The organism is Stenotrophomonas sp. SY1, from assembly GCF_021202945.1.
Taxonomy (GTDB): domain Bacteria; phylum Pseudomonadota; class Gammaproteobacteria; order Xanthomonadales; family Xanthomonadaceae; genus Stenotrophomonas.
Map to the genome: position 1 here is coordinate 191,237 of NZ_JAJOYR010000003.1, position 16,661 is coordinate 207,897.

The window sequence follows — 16,661 nt, forward strand, 5'->3', positions numbered from 1 at the left end:
ACCAGTCTGCCGCCCTCAAGGGGCGCGTCAACCGTCGAGCAATGCCTTGTCGCGCACGGCGCCCTTGTCGGCGCTGGTGGCCAACAACGCATAGGCCTTGAGCGCGGTGGTGACCTTGCGTGGACGCAGTTCGGCTGGCTTCCAGCCGGTTGCATCCTGTTCGCTGCGACGGCGTGCAAGCTCGGCCTCATCCACCAGCAGATTGATGCCACGTTGCGGGATGTCGATGCGGATGCGGTCGCCATCGCGGACCAGGCCTATGGCGCCGCCAGCAGCTGCTTCCGGTGAACAGTGGCCGATGCTCAGGCCCGACGTGCCACCGGAGAAACGACCGTCGGTGAGCAGCGCGCAGGCTTTGCCCAGACCTTTGGATTTGAGATAGCTGGTCGGGTAAAGCATTTCCTGCATGCCCGGGCCACCCTTGGGGCCTTCGTAGCGGATCACCACCACGTCGGCGGCCTGCACCTCGTTGCCGAGGATGCCCTTCACCGCAGCGTCCTGGCTTTCGTAGACGCGTGCATTGCCTTCGAACACGTGGATGGATTCGTCCACACCGGCGGTCTTCACCACGCAGCCATCGGCGGCGAGGTTTCCATACAACACGGCCAGCCCGCCTTCGTTGGAGAAGGCGTGGGCCACGTCGCGGATGCAGCCTTCGGCGCGGTCAACATCCAGCGACGGCCAGCGCGTGGACTGGCTGAAAGCCACCTGCGTCGGGATGCCCGCCGGGCCGGCCTTGTAGAACTGATGGACGGTCTGGTCCTTGGTTTGGGTGACATCCCATTGCGCGATGGCTGCGCCGAGCGTGCGGCTGTGCACGGTGGCTGCGTCGGTATGCAGCAGGCCACCGCGTGCAAGTTCGCCCAGGATGGCCATGATGCCGCCGGCGCGATGCACGTCTTCGATGTGATACTTCTGCGTGTTCGGCGCCACCTTGCACAACTGCGGTACGCGTCGCGACAGACGGTCGATGTCGCGCTGGTCGAACGCCACTTCGGCTTCCTGCGCGGCGGCCAGCAGGTGCAGGATGGTGTTGGTGGAGCCGCCCATGGCGATATCCAGCGTCATTGCATTCTCGAATGCCTCGAACGTGGCAATGCCGCGTGGCAGCACGTTGGCTTCCTCGCCGCCGTACCAGCGGTGGCACAGCTCGACGATCAGGCGGCCGGCGCGCTTGAACAACGCCTCGCGATCGCTGTGTGTTGCCACCACGGTGCCGTTACCCGGCAGCGACAGGCCCAGCGCTTCGGTCAGGCAGTTCATCGAGTTGGCGGTGAACATGCCCGAGCACGAACCGCAGGTGGGGCAGGCGCTGCGTTCGATGGCGGCGACCTGCTCATCGCTGACCGCCTCGTCACCGGCAGCGACCATCGCATCGATCAGGTCCAGCTTGTGATCGGCCAGCTTGGTCTTGCCTGCTTCCATCGGACCGCCGGACACGAACACGGCCGGAATGTTCAGGCGCAACGCAGCCATCAACATGCCGGGGGTGATCTTGTCGCAGTTGGAAATGCACACCAGCGCGTCGGCGCAATGTGCATTGGCCATGTATTCGACCGAGTCGGCGATGATCTCGCGACTGGGCAGCGAATACAGCATGCCGTCGTGGCCCATGGCGATGCCGTCGTCCACGGCGATGGTGTTGAATTCCTTGGCCACGCCACCGGCTGCTTCGATCTCGCGTGCGACGAGCTGGCCGAGGTCCTTCAGGTGCACGTGGCCGGGCACGAACTGGGTGAAGGAGTTGACCACCGCGACAATCGGCTTGTGGAAATCGCCGTCGGTCATGCCGGTGGCGCGCCACAGGGCGCGGGCGCCGGCCATGTTGCGGCCGGCGGTGGAGGTTTTTGAGCGGTATTCAGGCATGGGGCGAGCAGGTACGGGCTGGCAGAAACGCAGTGGCATCGATTCTGCATGAAGATCCCGGTTGCTGTTGCAACCATCCGGCGGGGTGGAACGGTTGGACGATACCGAGGCGCCGCAGGCGCGTAGGAGCGGCTTCAGCCGCGAAGCCAGGAGCCCTTCCGTATGTCTGACGCCTGCAATTGCAGTCACGCCTTCGACCGGTACCTTCACCAGCTTCGCAGCCGAGGCCGCTCCTACCCGGGCGCACCTGAAAACCGGTTCAGCTTTGGGACTGTGCCGATTTACGCCTCCCAGGCCGGATCAGGCATCATTCGGAAACAACTTTCACGGGGAATCGACCATGAAGCGATCCAGGACCACCGCGCTGCTGCTGATGAGCGCCGCGCCACTGCTGTTCACCGCCTGCCAGAAGGAAGAAACGGTGCAGGTCAAGGAAGGGCTGTACACCTCGGTGGAGGCCTGCAGCGAGGCCACGGGCGATCCGTCCAGCTGCCGCCAGGCATTTGCCACCGCGCAGCAGCAGTCGGCCGATGCGGCGCCCAAGTACGCCAGCAAGGAAGAGTGCGCCAAGGAATACCCGGCCGAGCAGTGCGTTCAGCAGCAGACCAGCGCCGGCACTTCGTTCATCGGGCCGATGATGATGGGCTTCTTCATGTCGCAGATGCTCAACAGCGGCCGTGGCGCCGTGGCGGCACCGCCGGCCGCGCAGCCGGCCTTCAAGGACAACGCCAACGGTTGGGCCAAGCCGGCCGCGCCGGGCGGCACCGGCGGCCTGAACACCGGCAGCGGCATCGGTGCCGGCAAGGCCGGCCTGGCGCCGGTGACCAGTGAGCCGAACCGTGCCGTGACTGCCAGCCGTGGCGGCTTCGGTGCGCGCAGCGGTGGCCGCAGCAGCGTCGGCGGTTGATGCAGTGAGGCGTATTGCAATTGCCGAGCGCGGCAACTGGCGCGCTCGTGCCACCGAGGCCGGTTTTCGTTTCCACACCATCGATGGCGCGCCGTACTGGGATGAAACCGCGTATTACGCCTTCACCCTGCGCCAGATCGAGAACGACCTGGAAGACCCCAGCGCCGAGCTGCATGCGATGGCGCTGGACCTGGTGGGCGAGGTGGTGGCCAGCGAAGCGTTGATGACGCAGCTGGCCATCCCCGAAGCGTTCCGCGACTGGATTGCCGAAAGCTGGCGCCGCCGCGACCCGCATCTGTACGGTCGTCTCGATTTTGCCTACGACGGCACCGGCCCGGCCAAGCTCTACGAACTGAACTACGACACGCCCACGTCGTTGTACGAGGCTTCGTTCTTCCAGTGGCAGTGGCTGGAAGACCAGCGCAATCGTGGCGCGTTGCCGCAGCAGGCCGACCAGTTCAATTCCATCCATGAAGCGTTGGTGGAACGCTTTGCCGAACTGACCTCGCGCTTGCCGCCGCCGCTGTATTTCAGTGCGGTGGGTGAATCGACCGAGGACCAGGGCACGGTCGATTACCTGCGTGACTGTGCGGCACAAGCCGGGTTGCACGGTGCAGCCATCGCAATCGAGGACATCGGTCTTTCTGCCGACGGCCGTTTCACCGACCTGGACGACGTGGTGATCGGCAGCCTGTTCAAGCTGTATCCGCTGGAAGACCTGATGCGCGAGGAGTTTGGCGCGGCGTTGCCGCGTTCGGGCGTGCAGCTGCTGGAGCCGGCATGGAAGGCGGTGCTGAGCAACAAGGGCATCCTGCCGTTGTTGTGGCAGCGTCATCGCGGTCATCCCAACCTGCTGGAGTCGCATTTCGATGACGGCAGTGCGTTGCCCGCGGGTTGGGTGCGCAAGCCGCTGCATTCGCGCGAAGGTGCCAACGTGGCCATGCACATGGCCGACGGCAGCTGGCAGGAAAGCGAAGGCCCGTACACGGGGCCGAGCATCCGCCAGGCGTTCCATGCACTGCCGACCTTCGACGGTAACTATCCCTTGGTGGGTAGCTGGGTGGTCGGCGACCGTGCCTGCGGCATTGGCGTGCGTGAGGACAACAGCCGCATTACCCGCGACAGCGCCCGCTTCCTGCCGCACGCGATCATCGATGACGCTCCGCAGGGAAGTACGCGGATCTACGTCTGAGATGGCATTGCGTCGTCCCCCGGGAAGCCAGGGCCGCACGCAGGTGGTGCCCGGCCGTCATTTCGATGATGGCCGGCACCTGGCTTCGTATGCCGACCGGATCGCGGTGCGCTGCCACCGCTGTGGAAAGGAAGGCTGGGTGTTGGCGCAGTGGCAGCCGTACCACTGGACGGCGCGCTTCCGCTGCACCGGTTGCAGCCTGTCGCTGGATAGCGCCGAAGGCACATGGGTAGGGCAGGTCAGGTACAGCGGGCGCCGCCCCTGTGGCTACTGCGGTTACCAATGGGTGTCCGTGTGTGAGCAGCGCGCCAGTGCCGCCCATGATGCGCTGAACAGCCTGCCAGGCACCTGCAGGCAATGTGGACGGCAATGCGATGTGGCGGTCGGCATGAGCCGCGTGCGCGACGGCTCGCCGGCGGATCCGCATTTCGGCCTGCCATTGCACCTGGTCGAGTCCACGCGTGCCGGCGTGGTGTGGGCGTACAACGCGGCCCATGTGCAGGCGCTGCAGGTGTTTGCCGTATCAAAGCTGCGAGAGCGCGGCGGTGTGCACAACGCCTCGATGATTTCGCGCTTGCCCACCTGGATGAAGCTGGCGCGGCACCGTGCGCTGTTGGAGCGGGCGTTGGAGAGGTTGTTGCAGCGGCTGCCGGAGTGATTGCCCGGCGCGGTCGGAGCGGCCTTGGCCGGGAAGCCCGGGTGCTGTCTGCGGGTGGATGTTTCTGCTGTTTGCAGCATCGCCGGTTTCGCGCCTGAAAGCGCTTTTACGAGGTGAAAGGCTACCCCTCCCCAGCCCCCCCTTGGCTGCGCCAAAGGGAGTGGGCAACAGCGGCCAGCTCGCGAACTGTCAGGCTACGTGACTGGCCCCCTCCCTTGCGCGAAGCGGAGGGGAGGGTTGGGGAGGGGTTGCGCGTTTCCGCCTCAAACAAGCCGATGCGGCATGCGCTGCCGTTGCGTGCTTCCCGGCAGCGGATGCATCTGTGGCCTCGCGGCCGAGGCCGCTCCTACGGCGGCGTGGGAAACGTGGTGATTACAACAATCCGTCGCGCTTGACCGCGAGGTAGCGCTCGACGAGTGCAGCCGGCAGTTCCTCGGCAGTGACGTCCAGCACCATCACCCGGTGACTGCGCAGGGCTTCGTGCGCGTCGGCGCGCTGTTGCAGATAACGCGCGATGGCGCCGGCCTGCACGGCATCGGGCAGGGTTTCGACGTCGCGCACCAGCGCCTGGTCCAGCTCGCGCTCGCGCAGGCTGGCCACGCACACCAGGTGACGCTTCTGCAGCAGCCTCACTGCGGCGAGCAGGTCCTCGATGTCCTCGTCGCGCACGTTGGTGACCAGCATCACCAGGCAGCGGCGCGAGTGGCGCAGCGACAGTTCGGTGGCGGCGGCCAGGTAATCGGTGGCGACCGGCTGCGGTTGCAGATCAAAGCTGGCACGCAGCAGCGCGTCGATCGCGCCCAGTCCGCGCTGCGGCGCTACCCAGCGGCTGTCACCACCGCTGGCGAACAGTCCGACCCCATCGCCCTGGCGCAACGCCAGATAGGACACCACCAGTGAGGCGTTGAGCACATGGTCGAAATGCGACAGACCGCCTTCGTTGGCCATCATGCGCCGGCCGGTGTCGATCATCATCACCAGCTGCTGGTTCTTCTCGTCCTGGTATTCGCGCGAGATCAGCTTGCGCGCCCGTGCAGTGGCTTTCCAGTCGATCTGGCGCAGGCTGTCGCCGACGCGGTACTCGCGCATCTGGTGGAAATCGGTGCCTTCACCACGGCGCCGCTTGAGGTGCGCGCCGACCAGGCGCGACGCCATCTCCGCGCTGAGCAGCGCCATGCGCGTGAGCGGCGCGAAGTTGGGATAGACGCGCACGGTCTGCGGCGTGCCCGCAGTGCGCCGTTGCCGCCACAGCCGCAGCGGCGAATGCAGTCGCAGGTGCACACCGTCGAACACGAAGGTGCCGCGGTTGGTCGGGGTCAGCCGGTAACTGAAACGGGCTTCGCTGGCGGGTTTCAATGTCATCGTGCGCGGCAGGCCGGTGTTGGGCCAGCCATCGGGGACGAGGTCGTACACATCCACGCGCTGGCGCCCGAACGAATCCAGTTGCAGCCAGGTTTCGCGTTCGATGCCCAAGGCCAGCGCGTCCGGCAGCTCGCGGCGGACGCCCGGAGTAGGGCGACGCCAAAGCAGCAGCAGGTCGATCAGGCTGAGCAGCGCGATCACGCCGGCAGCGACGCTCCATGCCGGCATCGGCAGGTAATGCAGGGCCACGGCAAGGCCGAGCAGGCCCCACAGCACCAGCAGCGTGATCAGCAGTGGCGCGGGCCTCACAGGGTGCTCTCCCCGTGTGCTACGCGCAGCGCAAGGAAGGCACCTCCCCGTTGCACTGCGCGCAGAAGGGAGGGGGCAGGAGCGGTGGCCGCGCGGTGGCTCACTTGCGCGGTGCCTCGACCTTGGCCAGCAATGCGGTGAGGGCGTCGTCAGCCGATTGGCCTTCGATCTGCAGTTCCGGCGCCAGCGCGATGCGGTGGCGCAGGGCCGGCTTGGCGATCTCACGCACGTCGTCGGGGGTGACGAAGTCGCGCCCGGACAGCACCGCCTGCGCGCGTGCGGCGCGCACCAGCGCAATGCTGCCGCGGGGGCCGGCACCCAGCGCGATGCCCGGCCACTTGCGGGTGGTGGCAACGATGCGCACGGCATAGTCGATCACTTCCGGGTCAACGGTGATCGCAGCCACGGCCTTCTGCAATGCCACCACTTCACCGGCGTTAAGTACGCGCGGCACCTGCGACAGGTTGAAGTCGCTCGCTGTGCGGCCGGTGGTGATGGCCTGCACCATGCGTTTTTCGTCCTCCAGCTGCGGGTAGTCGATCAGCACCTTGAGCAGGAAGCGGTCCAGCTGCGCTTCGGGCAGTGGATAGGTGCCTTCCTGCTCGATCGGGTTCTGCGTGGCCAGGGTCAGGAACGGCGGGTTGAGCGGGAATGCCTTGCCCTCGATGGTGACCTGGCCTTCCTGCATCACTTCCAGCAATGCCGACTGGGTCTTGGCCGGGGCGCGGTTGATTTCGTCGGCCAGCAGCAGGTTGGTGAACACCGGGCCGCGGCGGATCTTGAAGCTCTCGGTCTTGGGGTCGTAGACCGCGTGGCCGCTGACGTCGCTGGGCATCAGGTCCGGGGTGAACTGCACGCGCGCGTAGTCCAGCTCCAATGCCTGCGCCAATGCGCGCACCAACAGCGTCTTGCCCAGGCCGGGCACGCCTTCGATCAGCACATGGCCGCCGGCCAGCAGTGCGATCAGGATCTGGTCCAGGACTTCGGCCTGGCCGATGAAGGCCTGGCCCACTGCCTCGCGGATGCGCTCCACGCGCGCGACCAGGTCGGTGGTGACCGGTGCCGGCGTGGCGGCATCGCCAGCAATGGCGGGCGGAAATGGCGTCTGTGTCATAGCTGGTTTCTCATCTGGATGAGCAGGCGGATGCGTTCGCGCAGCGCGGTGTCGTCCCACGAGGGCGGAACCTGCAGTGCGCTCTGCACGCGGGAAATGGGCCATTGCAGATGGTCGGCGATGGCCTGCACCTGTGCGTCGCCGCTGAGTGCGGCGGCGACCGGCGCACGACGGCGCAGGCGCGCGAGGAACGATTGACGTACCGCGTCGTACAGCAACGGCGACTTGCCATAGCGATGCAGGTGCTCGCCGCTGGCGCGTACATGTTCGAGCAGCGAGCGTCGCTCGCCACGGGGCGATGGCAGCAACGCGCCGAAGCGCTGGCAGCGCATCCACAACCAGGCCAGCAACGCCAGCAGCAGCGGCAGCCACACGGGCCAGCCACGCGTGAGCAGCGTTCGCCACAATGACGGCAATGCCATCTCGTAGATCAGATGGACGGTACCCTTGCCGTAGTTCGGTGCCAGCACCAGGCGGGTCAGGTCGCGATGCGGTATTTCCCGCAGCCCGCTGTCGTGGCCATGGCTGCCGTTGCGCAGGAAGTCGGTTTCGCCCAGCAGGTCGACACGACCGGTGCCGTAGCGCAGGCGTGCCCAGGCCAGGGAGCCGCCGTCGGCGCTGGCGGCGGCATCGCCCCAGTGCCGCTCGACGCGGGTGCTGCCTTCAAGGGTGAAGCGGCTGCCGGTGCAGAATTCCTGATGCGAAGCTTGGCCCTGCACCTGCCAGCGCAGGCAGCGTGGCGGCTGTTCGCTGATGACCACGCCCAGTCGTTCCAGCAGGCCCTGTTCATTGCCGTCCAGTGCTTCGTCGGAGTCTGGCACCTGCAGCAGCAGATGACCACCGAACTGCACCCAGTCGAGCAGATCGTTCACCTGCGAAGGTGCGAGCTGGCGGGGGTCGTCCAGCATCAGCAGGGTGTCGCCGGGTTGCAGTGCCATGGCAGGCAGATCCAGGCGACGTCGCGACTCGGCTTTGCCACCATCTCGGCGGATGGTTTCGCGTAATGCATACAGCGGGTTGTAGGTAGGCTCGCCGTAAGCCGGTACCGGTACCTGGCTGCTGCGACGCTCGAAGTTGTGCAGGAACCAGATGCCGACCAGTGCCGCCAGCAGCAGCGCTGCCAGTGCGATCAGGATGCCGCGCGCACGGTTGCTCATGCCGGCCACCGGAACTGGCGTTGCAGGTCATCGAGCAAGGTGTCGAATTCGTGTTGGCTGGGCAGGCGGCCGGCATAGGCGGCGTACTGCCAGGTGCGCACCATGGACGCGAACAGGATGCGGTCGGCTTCCTGCGGCATGCGCCGCGCCGCGCGCAGGCATTGCGCTTCGGTGGCACCGGGCGGCAACACCACTTCGGCGCGCTCGCTGAGCACATCGACGCTGGCACGGTACAACAACGCCAGGGCGTGGCGCTGCTTGCCCTCACGCCACAGACGGCGGGCGCTGCCGAGGATGTCCGGCGGCAGCACGTCGGGCAGTTGCAGGGCTTCGTGCTGTACGGGCGCGACGGCCTCGCGCTTGCTGCGTGTGCCGCTGCCACGCAGCCACGGCAACCACGGCAACCACCAGCGTGCGGTGAGTGCCAGGATCACCACCAGCACGCCGAGCGCGATCCACAGGATGCTTTCACTGATGAAGGCGAAGATTTTGCCCAACGCGGCGAAGGGCAGGTTGGGGAATTCGATCGGCTTGCTGTCGGTCGTTTCTTTGGGCTTGCGCTGCCAGCTGGTGACGGTGCGTTCGCTGCCCAGCTGCGGGTCTTCGTAAGCACGCGCGGCGGCCTGGCGGAAGCCAGCGACGTCGGCATCGCTGCGGCCGAACACCGTTTCGGGTGTGGCCACGACTTCGGCCTTGGCCTCTGATTCGGTTGTTTCGGCTTCCTGTGCATGCAGCGGCAGTGCGACGGGCGCAAGCAAGGCCAGCAGCAGGGCAAGCATCGGTGCGGCACGTGCCAAGCGCTCGCGCAGGCGGCGGAAGGCGATTTCCACATCCCAGGCTTCCAGTTGGGTGCGGCGGTTGAGATACAGGCCGAACCCGGCGCCGCTGTAGAACGGGCCGATCAGGGTCATGGCGACGCACGGCAGCAGGTTCAGGCCGATCGATGCCCAGGCCGGCGTGTCCGTGCCGATCAGCGACCATGCCGCACGCAGCGATTCGGGCAGCAGGTCCACCGGCACGAACATGAACACCAGGGCGATACCAGCCAGCTGCAGCATCTTCTCGAAATGCCAGCAGGTCCAGGTCAGCAGCGTGGCATGGCCGTAGCTGGCACTGCCCAGTGCATTGCGGCGTGCACCGCGTGCGCTGGCGTCGCCACCTTCAAGCAGGTCCACCGGCATCAGCAGCGAACGGGCCGGGCTCAGGCGTCGCCAGGTCAGGTGCGCGAGCAGGCCGTGCCAACCCCAGCTCCATTGCGCGCGCAGGGTCTCACGGGTGCTCGGTTCGGCACCGAACGCGCCGCGCGAAATCACGTACAGCGGAATGCGTTCGAATGCAGGCTTCAGCCACCACATCAGCAGCGCCGAAAGCCAGAAGGCATCCAGCCACCAGCCGGCCAGGTTGAGCAACGCGAACATCGGAAGCGTCACCAGCAACCACGGCTTCCAGATGGCGCCGGCGTGGCGCCGCACCAGCGCGGTACCCAGCTCCATCGCTTCCCATTGCGAACGTGCACGCAGCGCCACGTTGAGCTGGTCAATGCGCATGCGCACCTCCACGCCCGCCACGCCACAGCCACACCAGCACCAGCGTCCACAGCACACCGGACACGGTCAGCTTGCCCCACATCGGAACGCTGGCGATGGAGGACCAGAAGGCTTCGATGAATGCCGCCACCAGCAGCATGAAGGCCACGCCCAGGCACAGCCGCGCGCCGATCACTCCGCCTTCCACCAGCGCGTCGATGCGCCGCTTGCGGCCCGGTGCCAGCAGTCGCAGGCCAAGCTGCAGGCCGGCGCCGCCGGCAATGACGATGCCGGTCAGCTCGAACGGTGCATGGCCGACCACGAAGCGCCAGAACTGCTCGCCGAAACCTGCCTGCTGCAGATGCCCGGCTACCGCGCCGATGGTGATGCCGTTGAACACCAGCACCAGGATCGTGCCGACGCCCGCCAGCAGGCCGCTGGCGAAGGTACGCAGGCCGATGCTGATGTTGTTCATGATGTAGTGGCCGAACATCGCCCAGTCGGTGCCGCTGTCGCGGCCCAGGTGGTCGGCGGCCGGGTCGTACATCTGTTCCCTCTGCGCGATCTGGCGCGCGTCGAGCAGCATGTGGATCAGGTCCGGCTTGTATTGCAGCAGCACGAAGATGCCTACCAGCGGCACCGTGAACAGGGCGAACGCCACCCACATCGCGCCGGCCTGGCTGCGCACCACCTGTGGGAAATCGGCAAACAGGAACTGCACCGCGCGCTGCCAGCGTGGCCGTGGCGTGCGGTACAGCAGGTTGTGCCCGCGCTGCATCAGCTCTTGCAGGCGTTCGACCAGCTGCGGGCTGTAACCACGGCGACGGGCCAGCGCCAACTGCTGGCACAGGCGCCGGTAGCGCTGCGGGATGGTTTCGTCGCCGGGCAGATCGGCCGTGGCCGTACCGCGCTGCTTGTCGTTGCTTTCGCCACGGAACTGAAGCCAGTCCTCGAACTGGCGCCATTCGTGCTGGTAGCGGGTAACGAACTGTTCCTGCTTCATCGCCGCCCCAGCAACCAGTTGGCCATCGCGTACAGGCGCAGCACGCCGTCCTGGCCCCTGGCCTGGCTCAGCGGGCTGGCGATATCGGCCAGCTCGCGCTGGCGCGGTGCCGACAGTGCCGGTGCGCGATCGGCAAAGGCGATCAGCGCGGCCTGTTCGCCCGGCTGCAATGCCACTGGCGGCACGATCACGGTATCGATCCGCGCCGGTGCGACGCTGGGCTGGGTCGGGTTGTGGATCACCAGCGAGCCGGCGACCAGGTCACCGAGCCGGCGGCCGTGTGCATCGCACAGGCAACTGAGCAGGCCCAGCGCATAGCCGAACGGCAGCATGTCCACGGTGCGCAGCAGGTTGCGCACGATGGCGGCCATCCATCCCAGCGGCGCACCGTCGCGTGCCACCACGCGCAGTCCCAGCGCCCGCTTGCCCACGGTGCGGCCGAACCATACCTCCAGCACGATGGGGTAAGCCCAGAACAGCAGGAACATCAGGCCCAGGTACAAGCCCTGGCCGAAGCCACCCAGCGCCATCAGCACCGGGCTCATCAGTATCAGCACGCCGAGCCGTATCAACAGGTCGATCAGCCACGCCAGCGCACGCGGCACCGGCCCGGCCGCAGGCAAATGCAGTGGCACGCCTTCGGGCGTGATGACTTCCAGCCACGTGTCGAGCATCGGCTGCGATGCGCTCATCGCTCTACCAATGACGGAATCTGCACGTGATGGCGCGGGGTCCGGCGTCCAGCCTGGACGGATGCCTGTGGCATTCGTATCTCTGCTGCGTCCTGTCAGGACGCCGACTTTACCTGCGGTCGGAGCGAAAACCCAGCCTGCGGCAGGCGCAGGCCGGGCAGGGTGAGGCTCAGTGAACGGTGGGCTTGTCGCGTTTGCCTCTGAACAGCTTGCGGGCGCCACCAGCGAGGAACAGAAGGCCGATCAGCAACAGTTTCCAGAACTTGGCCAGGACCAGGCCAAGCTTGGCGAACAGGCCGGCCTTGGCGGCCAGCCCGCCACCGATCAACGTGGCAACGCCGTAGGCGGCGACCTTGTCGGTGCTGGGGTTGTGGTCGGCGTAGCGTGCGCCCTGGTCGAACTCGGTCATCGGCAGCAGCCGGTCCATGCCTTCGCGCACCAGGGCGACTTCGGACATGCCCGACACCGCGTTGAGGCTCAGGTAGCCGTGCCGGCCCAGTACGCGGATGTCGTAGTTCAGCACATGCGCCGGCTCGCCGTTGAACGACAACTCGCGCGCCCAGTGCAGCTTCTTGCTGGAGGCGTCGTAACGCGGCGGCACTGCCCAGCCAACCAGATCGAGCGTGCCGTAGCCGGCCTTCTGGCGCTCGGGATTGGCGTCGCGGATGCTGGTCTGCATCGAGGAAAGCAGCTCGTCGTAATCGATCTTGTGCGCGTCCTCGTCGGACACGTAACCGTCATCGGAGTAGGTGACCACCACCGCCCAGCTGTCATCGGCGGTCAGGCCGGCCGAGCGCGGCACGATCAGGCCCAGCACGCTGTCGTCGGGCGGGTTGCCCCACATTTCTTCCAGCACGCGGCGTGCGTCGGCCTTGTCCAGGTACTGGAACTCGTTGTCGAGCGTGAAGTGGGCCTTGGCCTCGGGTACTTCGATCGGCCCGCTACGGAAATGCAGCGACTGCACGAACTGCTCGGCCGTCATGCCCGTTTCTTCTTCCTGGGCGGCGGCAACAAACGAAACGGCAAACAACAGAGAGGCAACGGCCAGCAGGCTCATCGCTCTTTTTTTCATCGACTTCATGTCAATCCCTCATGGGCGTCCCCACGCCCGGACGCGCAGTGTGCGCGCCCGTTTCTCCGTCGGCAATGGGTTGCCGGGGATCAGCCCTGCATGCCGCGGTACTGGTCCTTGACCTTGACGTAGTGGTCGGCCGAGTAGTGCAGGCCTTCGATGTCCTTTTCGCTGAGCTGGCGCATCAACCGCGCCGGGTTGCCCGCCCACAGCTCGCCGCTGCGCACCACCTTGCCCGGGCCGACCACCGCACCGGCGGCGATGAAGGCATTGGCCTCGATCACCGCGCCATCGAGGATGCACGCGCCCATGCCGATCAGGCAGTAATCGCCGATGGTGCAGGCATGGATGATGCAGCCATGGCCGACGGTGACGCCCTCGCCGATCAGGGTCGGATAGCCGCCCTTGTTGTAGGGGCTGTCATGGCTGACGTGGATGATGGTGCCGTCCTGCACGTTGGTACGCGCGCCGATGCGGATGTAATTCACATCGCCACGGATCACCGTGCCCGGCCAGACCGAGGCGTCATCGCCGATTTCCACGTCACCGATGATCGTGCACACCGGGTCCACGTAAACGCGCTCGCCGATGACGGGCATCTTGTCCAGGAAGGGGCGCAGGGCGGTCATGCGTGGTATCCGGTTCTGAAAAGCGTGACATGCATGATACCGCGCGCTTCCGCAGCACGCGGCGGCATGGCGTCAGCGCGCTGCGTGGCGTTCCAGCATGCCTCGGAACAAGGCATCGAGTGCTTCTCCATCCCCTTGTCCTGCCGGCAATGACGGAGCACTGTCGCTGCGTCGCTGCAACTGCTCGTCGATGTAGTCGCTGATGGCGGCGATGCGCGGCCCATCCGAGACCTCGGTGCTGCGGCGCTTCACCTGCAGCAGTTGATCGATGGCGGTTCGCACAGGGCCATTCGGCAACAGCCGATCAAGCAGGTCCTCGAAGGCCATTGGCGGCGGTGAGGGATCGCTCTCGATCCATTGGCAGGCGAGCAGCGGGCGCAGCACGTACAGGTATTTCTTGGTGCGTACCCGTTCGCCCTTCAGGTAGCCGCGATGGTTGGTGGTGGCCATGTTGAAGTAATGCCACCAGCTGCCGAGCGGTGAGTGGAAGGTTTCCACCGCTTCGCGCAACGACGCGATGGCCTGCATGTCGCCGCGGTACAGGATGGGCGAGCGCAGCCACTCGGAGAGTGTCGGATTGGACTTGGAAACCAGGCGCAGCGCCTTGCGCAGGTCCCAGCCGCTGATGTCGAGTTCGTCGTCGATCGGCAGCTCGATGACGTCGCGCTGCGGTTCGCCCGGACCGGTGCGTTCGTTGACGCTCAGGTACCACGGTTGCCGATGCACGTAGATGAAGCGTGCGTCGTAGTCACTGTCCGGGGAGGAAAAGCCCCAGCCCCGGCTGCCGGACTCACAGGCCATCAGCACGCACACGTCATGCTGGCGCTCGATCTGCTCCAGAGCGGCGAGCACCGCTTCGCGCTTGTCGGGATCGATCGGATGGATATCCATATCCTGCAGTACTCGTCGTTGTGGGGCGATGAGTGTAGGCCGATTCTGCTTCTGGCTCCCTCCCTTGCGCCGAAGGCGGAGGGGAGGGTTGGGGAGGGGTAACGCCGCTCAGGCCACCTTGCCGCGACGCGCCCGCTCCAGATGCACCAGCAGCAGTGAAATCGCGGCGGGGGTCATGCCCGGAATGCGTTGTGCCTGACCAATCGTCTGCGGCCGCACGCGCTCCAGCTTCTGCAAGGCTTCCGCGGAAAGCCCGCGCACCGAGGTGAAGTCGAAGCCTTCGGCAATCGTGGTGTTCTCGTGGCGCTGCTGGCGTTCGATCTCGTCGCGCTGGCGATCCAGATAGCCGGCGTACTTGACGCTGATTTCGACCTGCTCGGCGACGCGTGCGTCTGCCACGCCGGGGCCGAGCGAGGCGACCTGCATCAGCTTGGCGTAGTCCAGTTCCGGGCGCTTGATCAGGTCCAGCACATTGGTTTCGCGGCTCACCGCCACGCCGGTGGCTTGCGCCACTTCGCGGCCCAGCGCATTGGCTGGTGTCGCCCACAGGCTGCGCAGGCGTGCGCTCTCGTTGGCCACGGCTTCCTGCTTGGCCTGGAACGCCGACCAGCGGCGCTCATCGACCAGGCCCAGCTCGCGACCGGTCGGGGTCAGGCGCACGTCGGCATTGTCCTCGCGCAGCTGCAACCGGTACTCGGCGCGGCTGGTGAACATGCGGTACGGCTCGCTGGTGCCGTGGGTGATCAGGTCATCGACCAGCACACCGATATAAGCCTCGTCGCGGCGCGGGCACCAGCCGTCGCGGCCCTGCACGAACAGCGCGGCGTTGATGCCGGCCAGCAGGCCCTGCGCGCCGGCTTCTTCATAACCGGTGGTGCCGTTGATCTGCCCGGCAAAGAACAGGCCGGCGACCTGGCGGGTCTCCAGCGTGTTCTTCAGCCCGCGCGGATCGAAGAAGTCGTACTCGATGGCGTAGCCGGGGCGGGTGATATGCGCGTTCTCGAAGCCGCGGATGCTGCGCACCAGTTCCAGCTGCACATCGAACGGCAGCGAAGTGGAAATGCCGTTGGGGTAGATCTCCACCACGTCCAGGCCTTCGGGCTCGACGAAGATCTGGTGGCTGTTCTTCTCGGCAAAACGCACCACCTTGTCCTCGATGGACGGGCAATAGCGTGGGCCGATGCCTTCGATCTGGCCGCTGTATAGCGGTGAGCGGTGCAGCGCGCCACGGATGATGTCGTGGGTGCGCTCGCTGGTGTGGGTGATCCAGCAGCTGACCTGCTGCGGATGCTCGCTGACATTGCCCAGGTAGGACATCACCGGCATCGGCTCATCGCCGGGCTGCTCCTCCATCACGCTGTAATCCAGCGAACGGCCGTCGATGCGCGGCGGCGTGCCGGTCTTCAACCGGTCGATGGCGAACGGACGCTCGCGCAGGCGCGCGGCCAGCGTGGTGGCCGGCGGGTCGCCCATGCGTCCGGCGGTGTACTGGGTTTCGCCGATATGGATCTTGCCGGCCAGAAATGTGCCGGCGGTCAGCACCACGGCGGCGGCATGGAAGGTCAATCCGGTCTGGGTGATGGCGCCGCGCACGGCGTCGCCTTCGATCACCAGGTCGTCCACCGCCGCCTGGAACACAGTCAGGTTCGGCTGCGCCTCGACGATGCCACGGATCGCCATGCGGTATAGGTTGCGGTCGGCCTGGCAGCGGGTTGCCCGCACGGCCGGGCCCTTGGAGGCGTTGAGGGTGCGCCACTGGATGCCGGCGCGGTCGGCGGCGTGCGCCATGGCCCCGCCCAGCGCATCGATCTCCTTGACCAGATGGCCCTTGCCGATGCCGCCGATGGCCGGATTGCAGCTCATCGCGCCGACGGTCTCGACGTTGTGGGTCAGCAGCAGGGTGCGGGCTCCGCCACGTGCGGCAGCCAGCGCCGCCTCGGTGCCGGCGTGGCCGCCGCCGATGACGATGACGTCGTAACGGTAGAAGGAGTCGCTCATGACGGTGATTTCGGGGGATCTGAAAGTGTGAAGCCTGTCGGCGGGGGTGCCCCGCCGTACGACCAGGTGGATGTCGATTTTACTGCCAATGCCAGCCGGACATCGGATTGGCCCTAAAGTTGGCACGCAACGTGCAGTTAATACTCTTGCACCCAGCGTGGCATGCGACTTAGGCGCAACAAGGTCGGAATTGGAACAGGGGCCGACCGAAGCGCACGCAGGGGGAGCAGGGGGCCGGTAGTCGGGGGACTACCGGCCCCGTTTCTTTATGTGGCACTGCCTCGC

General features: G+C 66.4%; 14 protein-coding genes. 3 read left to right on the forward strand and 11 right to left on the reverse strand.

The window, feature by feature from the left end; translation table 11 throughout:
• Nucleotides 1-27: 27 nt before the first annotated feature.
• Nucleotides 28-1,866 (reverse strand): dihydroxy-acid dehydratase, encoded by a 1,839-nt coding sequence (gene ilvD / locus LR961_RS18005; RefSeq protein ID WP_232151350.1) that lies wholly within the window; start codon nt 1,864-1,866, stop codon nt 28-30.
• A 340-nt stretch (nt 1,867-2,206) separates the two neighbouring features.
• On the opposite strand from ilvD, the gene LR961_RS18010 reads away from it, so the two are divergent.
• The 3 genes from LR961_RS18010 to LR961_RS18020 are packed head-to-tail and all read left to right on the forward strand — an operon-like array spanning nt 2,207 to nt 4,623.
• Entirely contained in the window at nt 2,207-2,773 is a 567-nt protein-coding gene (locus LR961_RS18010; protein WP_232151351.1) for a DUF1190 domain-containing protein, read from the forward strand.
• A gap of 4 nt (nt 2,774-2,777) precedes the next feature.
• A complete protein-coding gene (locus LR961_RS18015; protein WP_232151352.1) occupies nt 2,778-3,965 on the forward strand; it encodes a glutathionylspermidine synthase family protein in 1,188 nt (395 codons plus the stop codon).
• Nucleotide 3,966: 1 nt separating this feature from the next.
• Complete coding sequence (locus LR961_RS18020; protein ID WP_232151353.1) at nt 3,967-4,623, forward strand: hypothetical protein; 657 nt, start codon at nt 3,967-3,969, stop codon at nt 4,621-4,623.
• 372 nt (nt 4,624-4,995) lie between these two features.
• Here LR961_RS18020 and LR961_RS18025 read toward each other — a convergent pair whose 3' ends face one another.
• The 10 genes from LR961_RS18025 to mnmG all read right to left on the reverse strand — a co-directional run bounded on the left by LR961_RS18025 (nt 4,996) and on the right by mnmG (nt 16,376).
• Entirely contained in the window at nt 4,996-6,294 is a 1,299-nt protein-coding gene (locus LR961_RS18025; RefSeq protein WP_232151354.1) for a DUF58 domain-containing protein, read from the reverse strand.
• Between the two features lie 100 nt (nt 6,295-6,394).
• A complete protein-coding gene (locus LR961_RS18030; protein WP_232151355.1) occupies nt 6,395-7,408 on the reverse strand; it encodes a MoxR family ATPase in 1,014 nt (337 codons plus the stop codon).
• Nucleotides 7,405-8,565 (reverse strand): DUF4350 domain-containing protein, encoded by a 1,161-nt coding sequence (locus LR961_RS18035; RefSeq protein WP_232151356.1) that lies wholly within the window; start codon nt 8,563-8,565, stop codon nt 7,405-7,407. The genes LR961_RS18030 and LR961_RS18035 overlap by 4 nt, the downstream gene beginning before the upstream one ends.
• Complete coding sequence (locus tag LR961_RS18040; RefSeq protein WP_232151357.1) at nt 8,562-10,112, reverse strand: DUF4129 domain-containing protein; 1,551 nt, start codon at nt 10,110-10,112, stop codon at nt 8,562-8,564. The genes LR961_RS18035 and LR961_RS18040 overlap by 4 nt, the downstream gene beginning before the upstream one ends.
• Nucleotides 10,102-11,094: a stage II sporulation protein M gene (locus LR961_RS18045; RefSeq protein ID WP_232151358.1), complete on the reverse strand. Its 993-nt coding sequence runs from the start codon at nt 11,092-11,094 to the stop codon at nt 10,102-10,104. The genes LR961_RS18040 and LR961_RS18045 overlap by 11 nt, the downstream gene beginning before the upstream one ends.
• Nucleotides 11,091-11,786, reverse strand: a complete 696-nt coding sequence (locus LR961_RS18050) for an RDD family protein (protein ID WP_232151359.1) — start codon at nt 11,784-11,786, stop codon at nt 11,091-11,093. The genes LR961_RS18045 and LR961_RS18050 overlap by 4 nt, the downstream gene beginning before the upstream one ends.
• A 169-nt stretch (nt 11,787-11,955) precedes the next feature.
• Nucleotides 11,956-12,867, reverse strand: a complete 912-nt coding sequence (locus LR961_RS18055) for a DUF2167 domain-containing protein (protein WP_232151360.1) — start codon at nt 12,865-12,867, stop codon at nt 11,956-11,958.
• Between the two features lie 80 nt (nt 12,868-12,947).
• Nucleotides 12,948-13,487, reverse strand: a complete 540-nt coding sequence (locus LR961_RS18060) for a gamma carbonic anhydrase family protein (protein ID WP_232151361.1) — start codon at nt 13,485-13,487, stop codon at nt 12,948-12,950.
• A 72-nt stretch (nt 13,488-13,559) separates the two neighbouring features.
• Nucleotides 13,560-14,378 (reverse strand): nucleotidyltransferase domain-containing protein, encoded by an 819-nt coding sequence (locus tag LR961_RS18065; RefSeq protein WP_232151362.1) that lies wholly within the window; start codon nt 14,376-14,378, stop codon nt 13,560-13,562.
• 108 nt (nt 14,379-14,486) lie between these two features.
• On the reverse strand, nt 14,487-16,376 hold the full coding sequence (mnmG, locus tag LR961_RS18070; RefSeq protein WP_232151363.1) for a tRNA uridine-5-carboxymethylaminomethyl(34) synthesis enzyme MnmG: 1,890 nt from the start codon (nt 16,374-16,376) through the stop codon (nt 14,487-14,489).
• Nucleotides 16,377-16,661 lie beyond the last annotated feature (285 nt).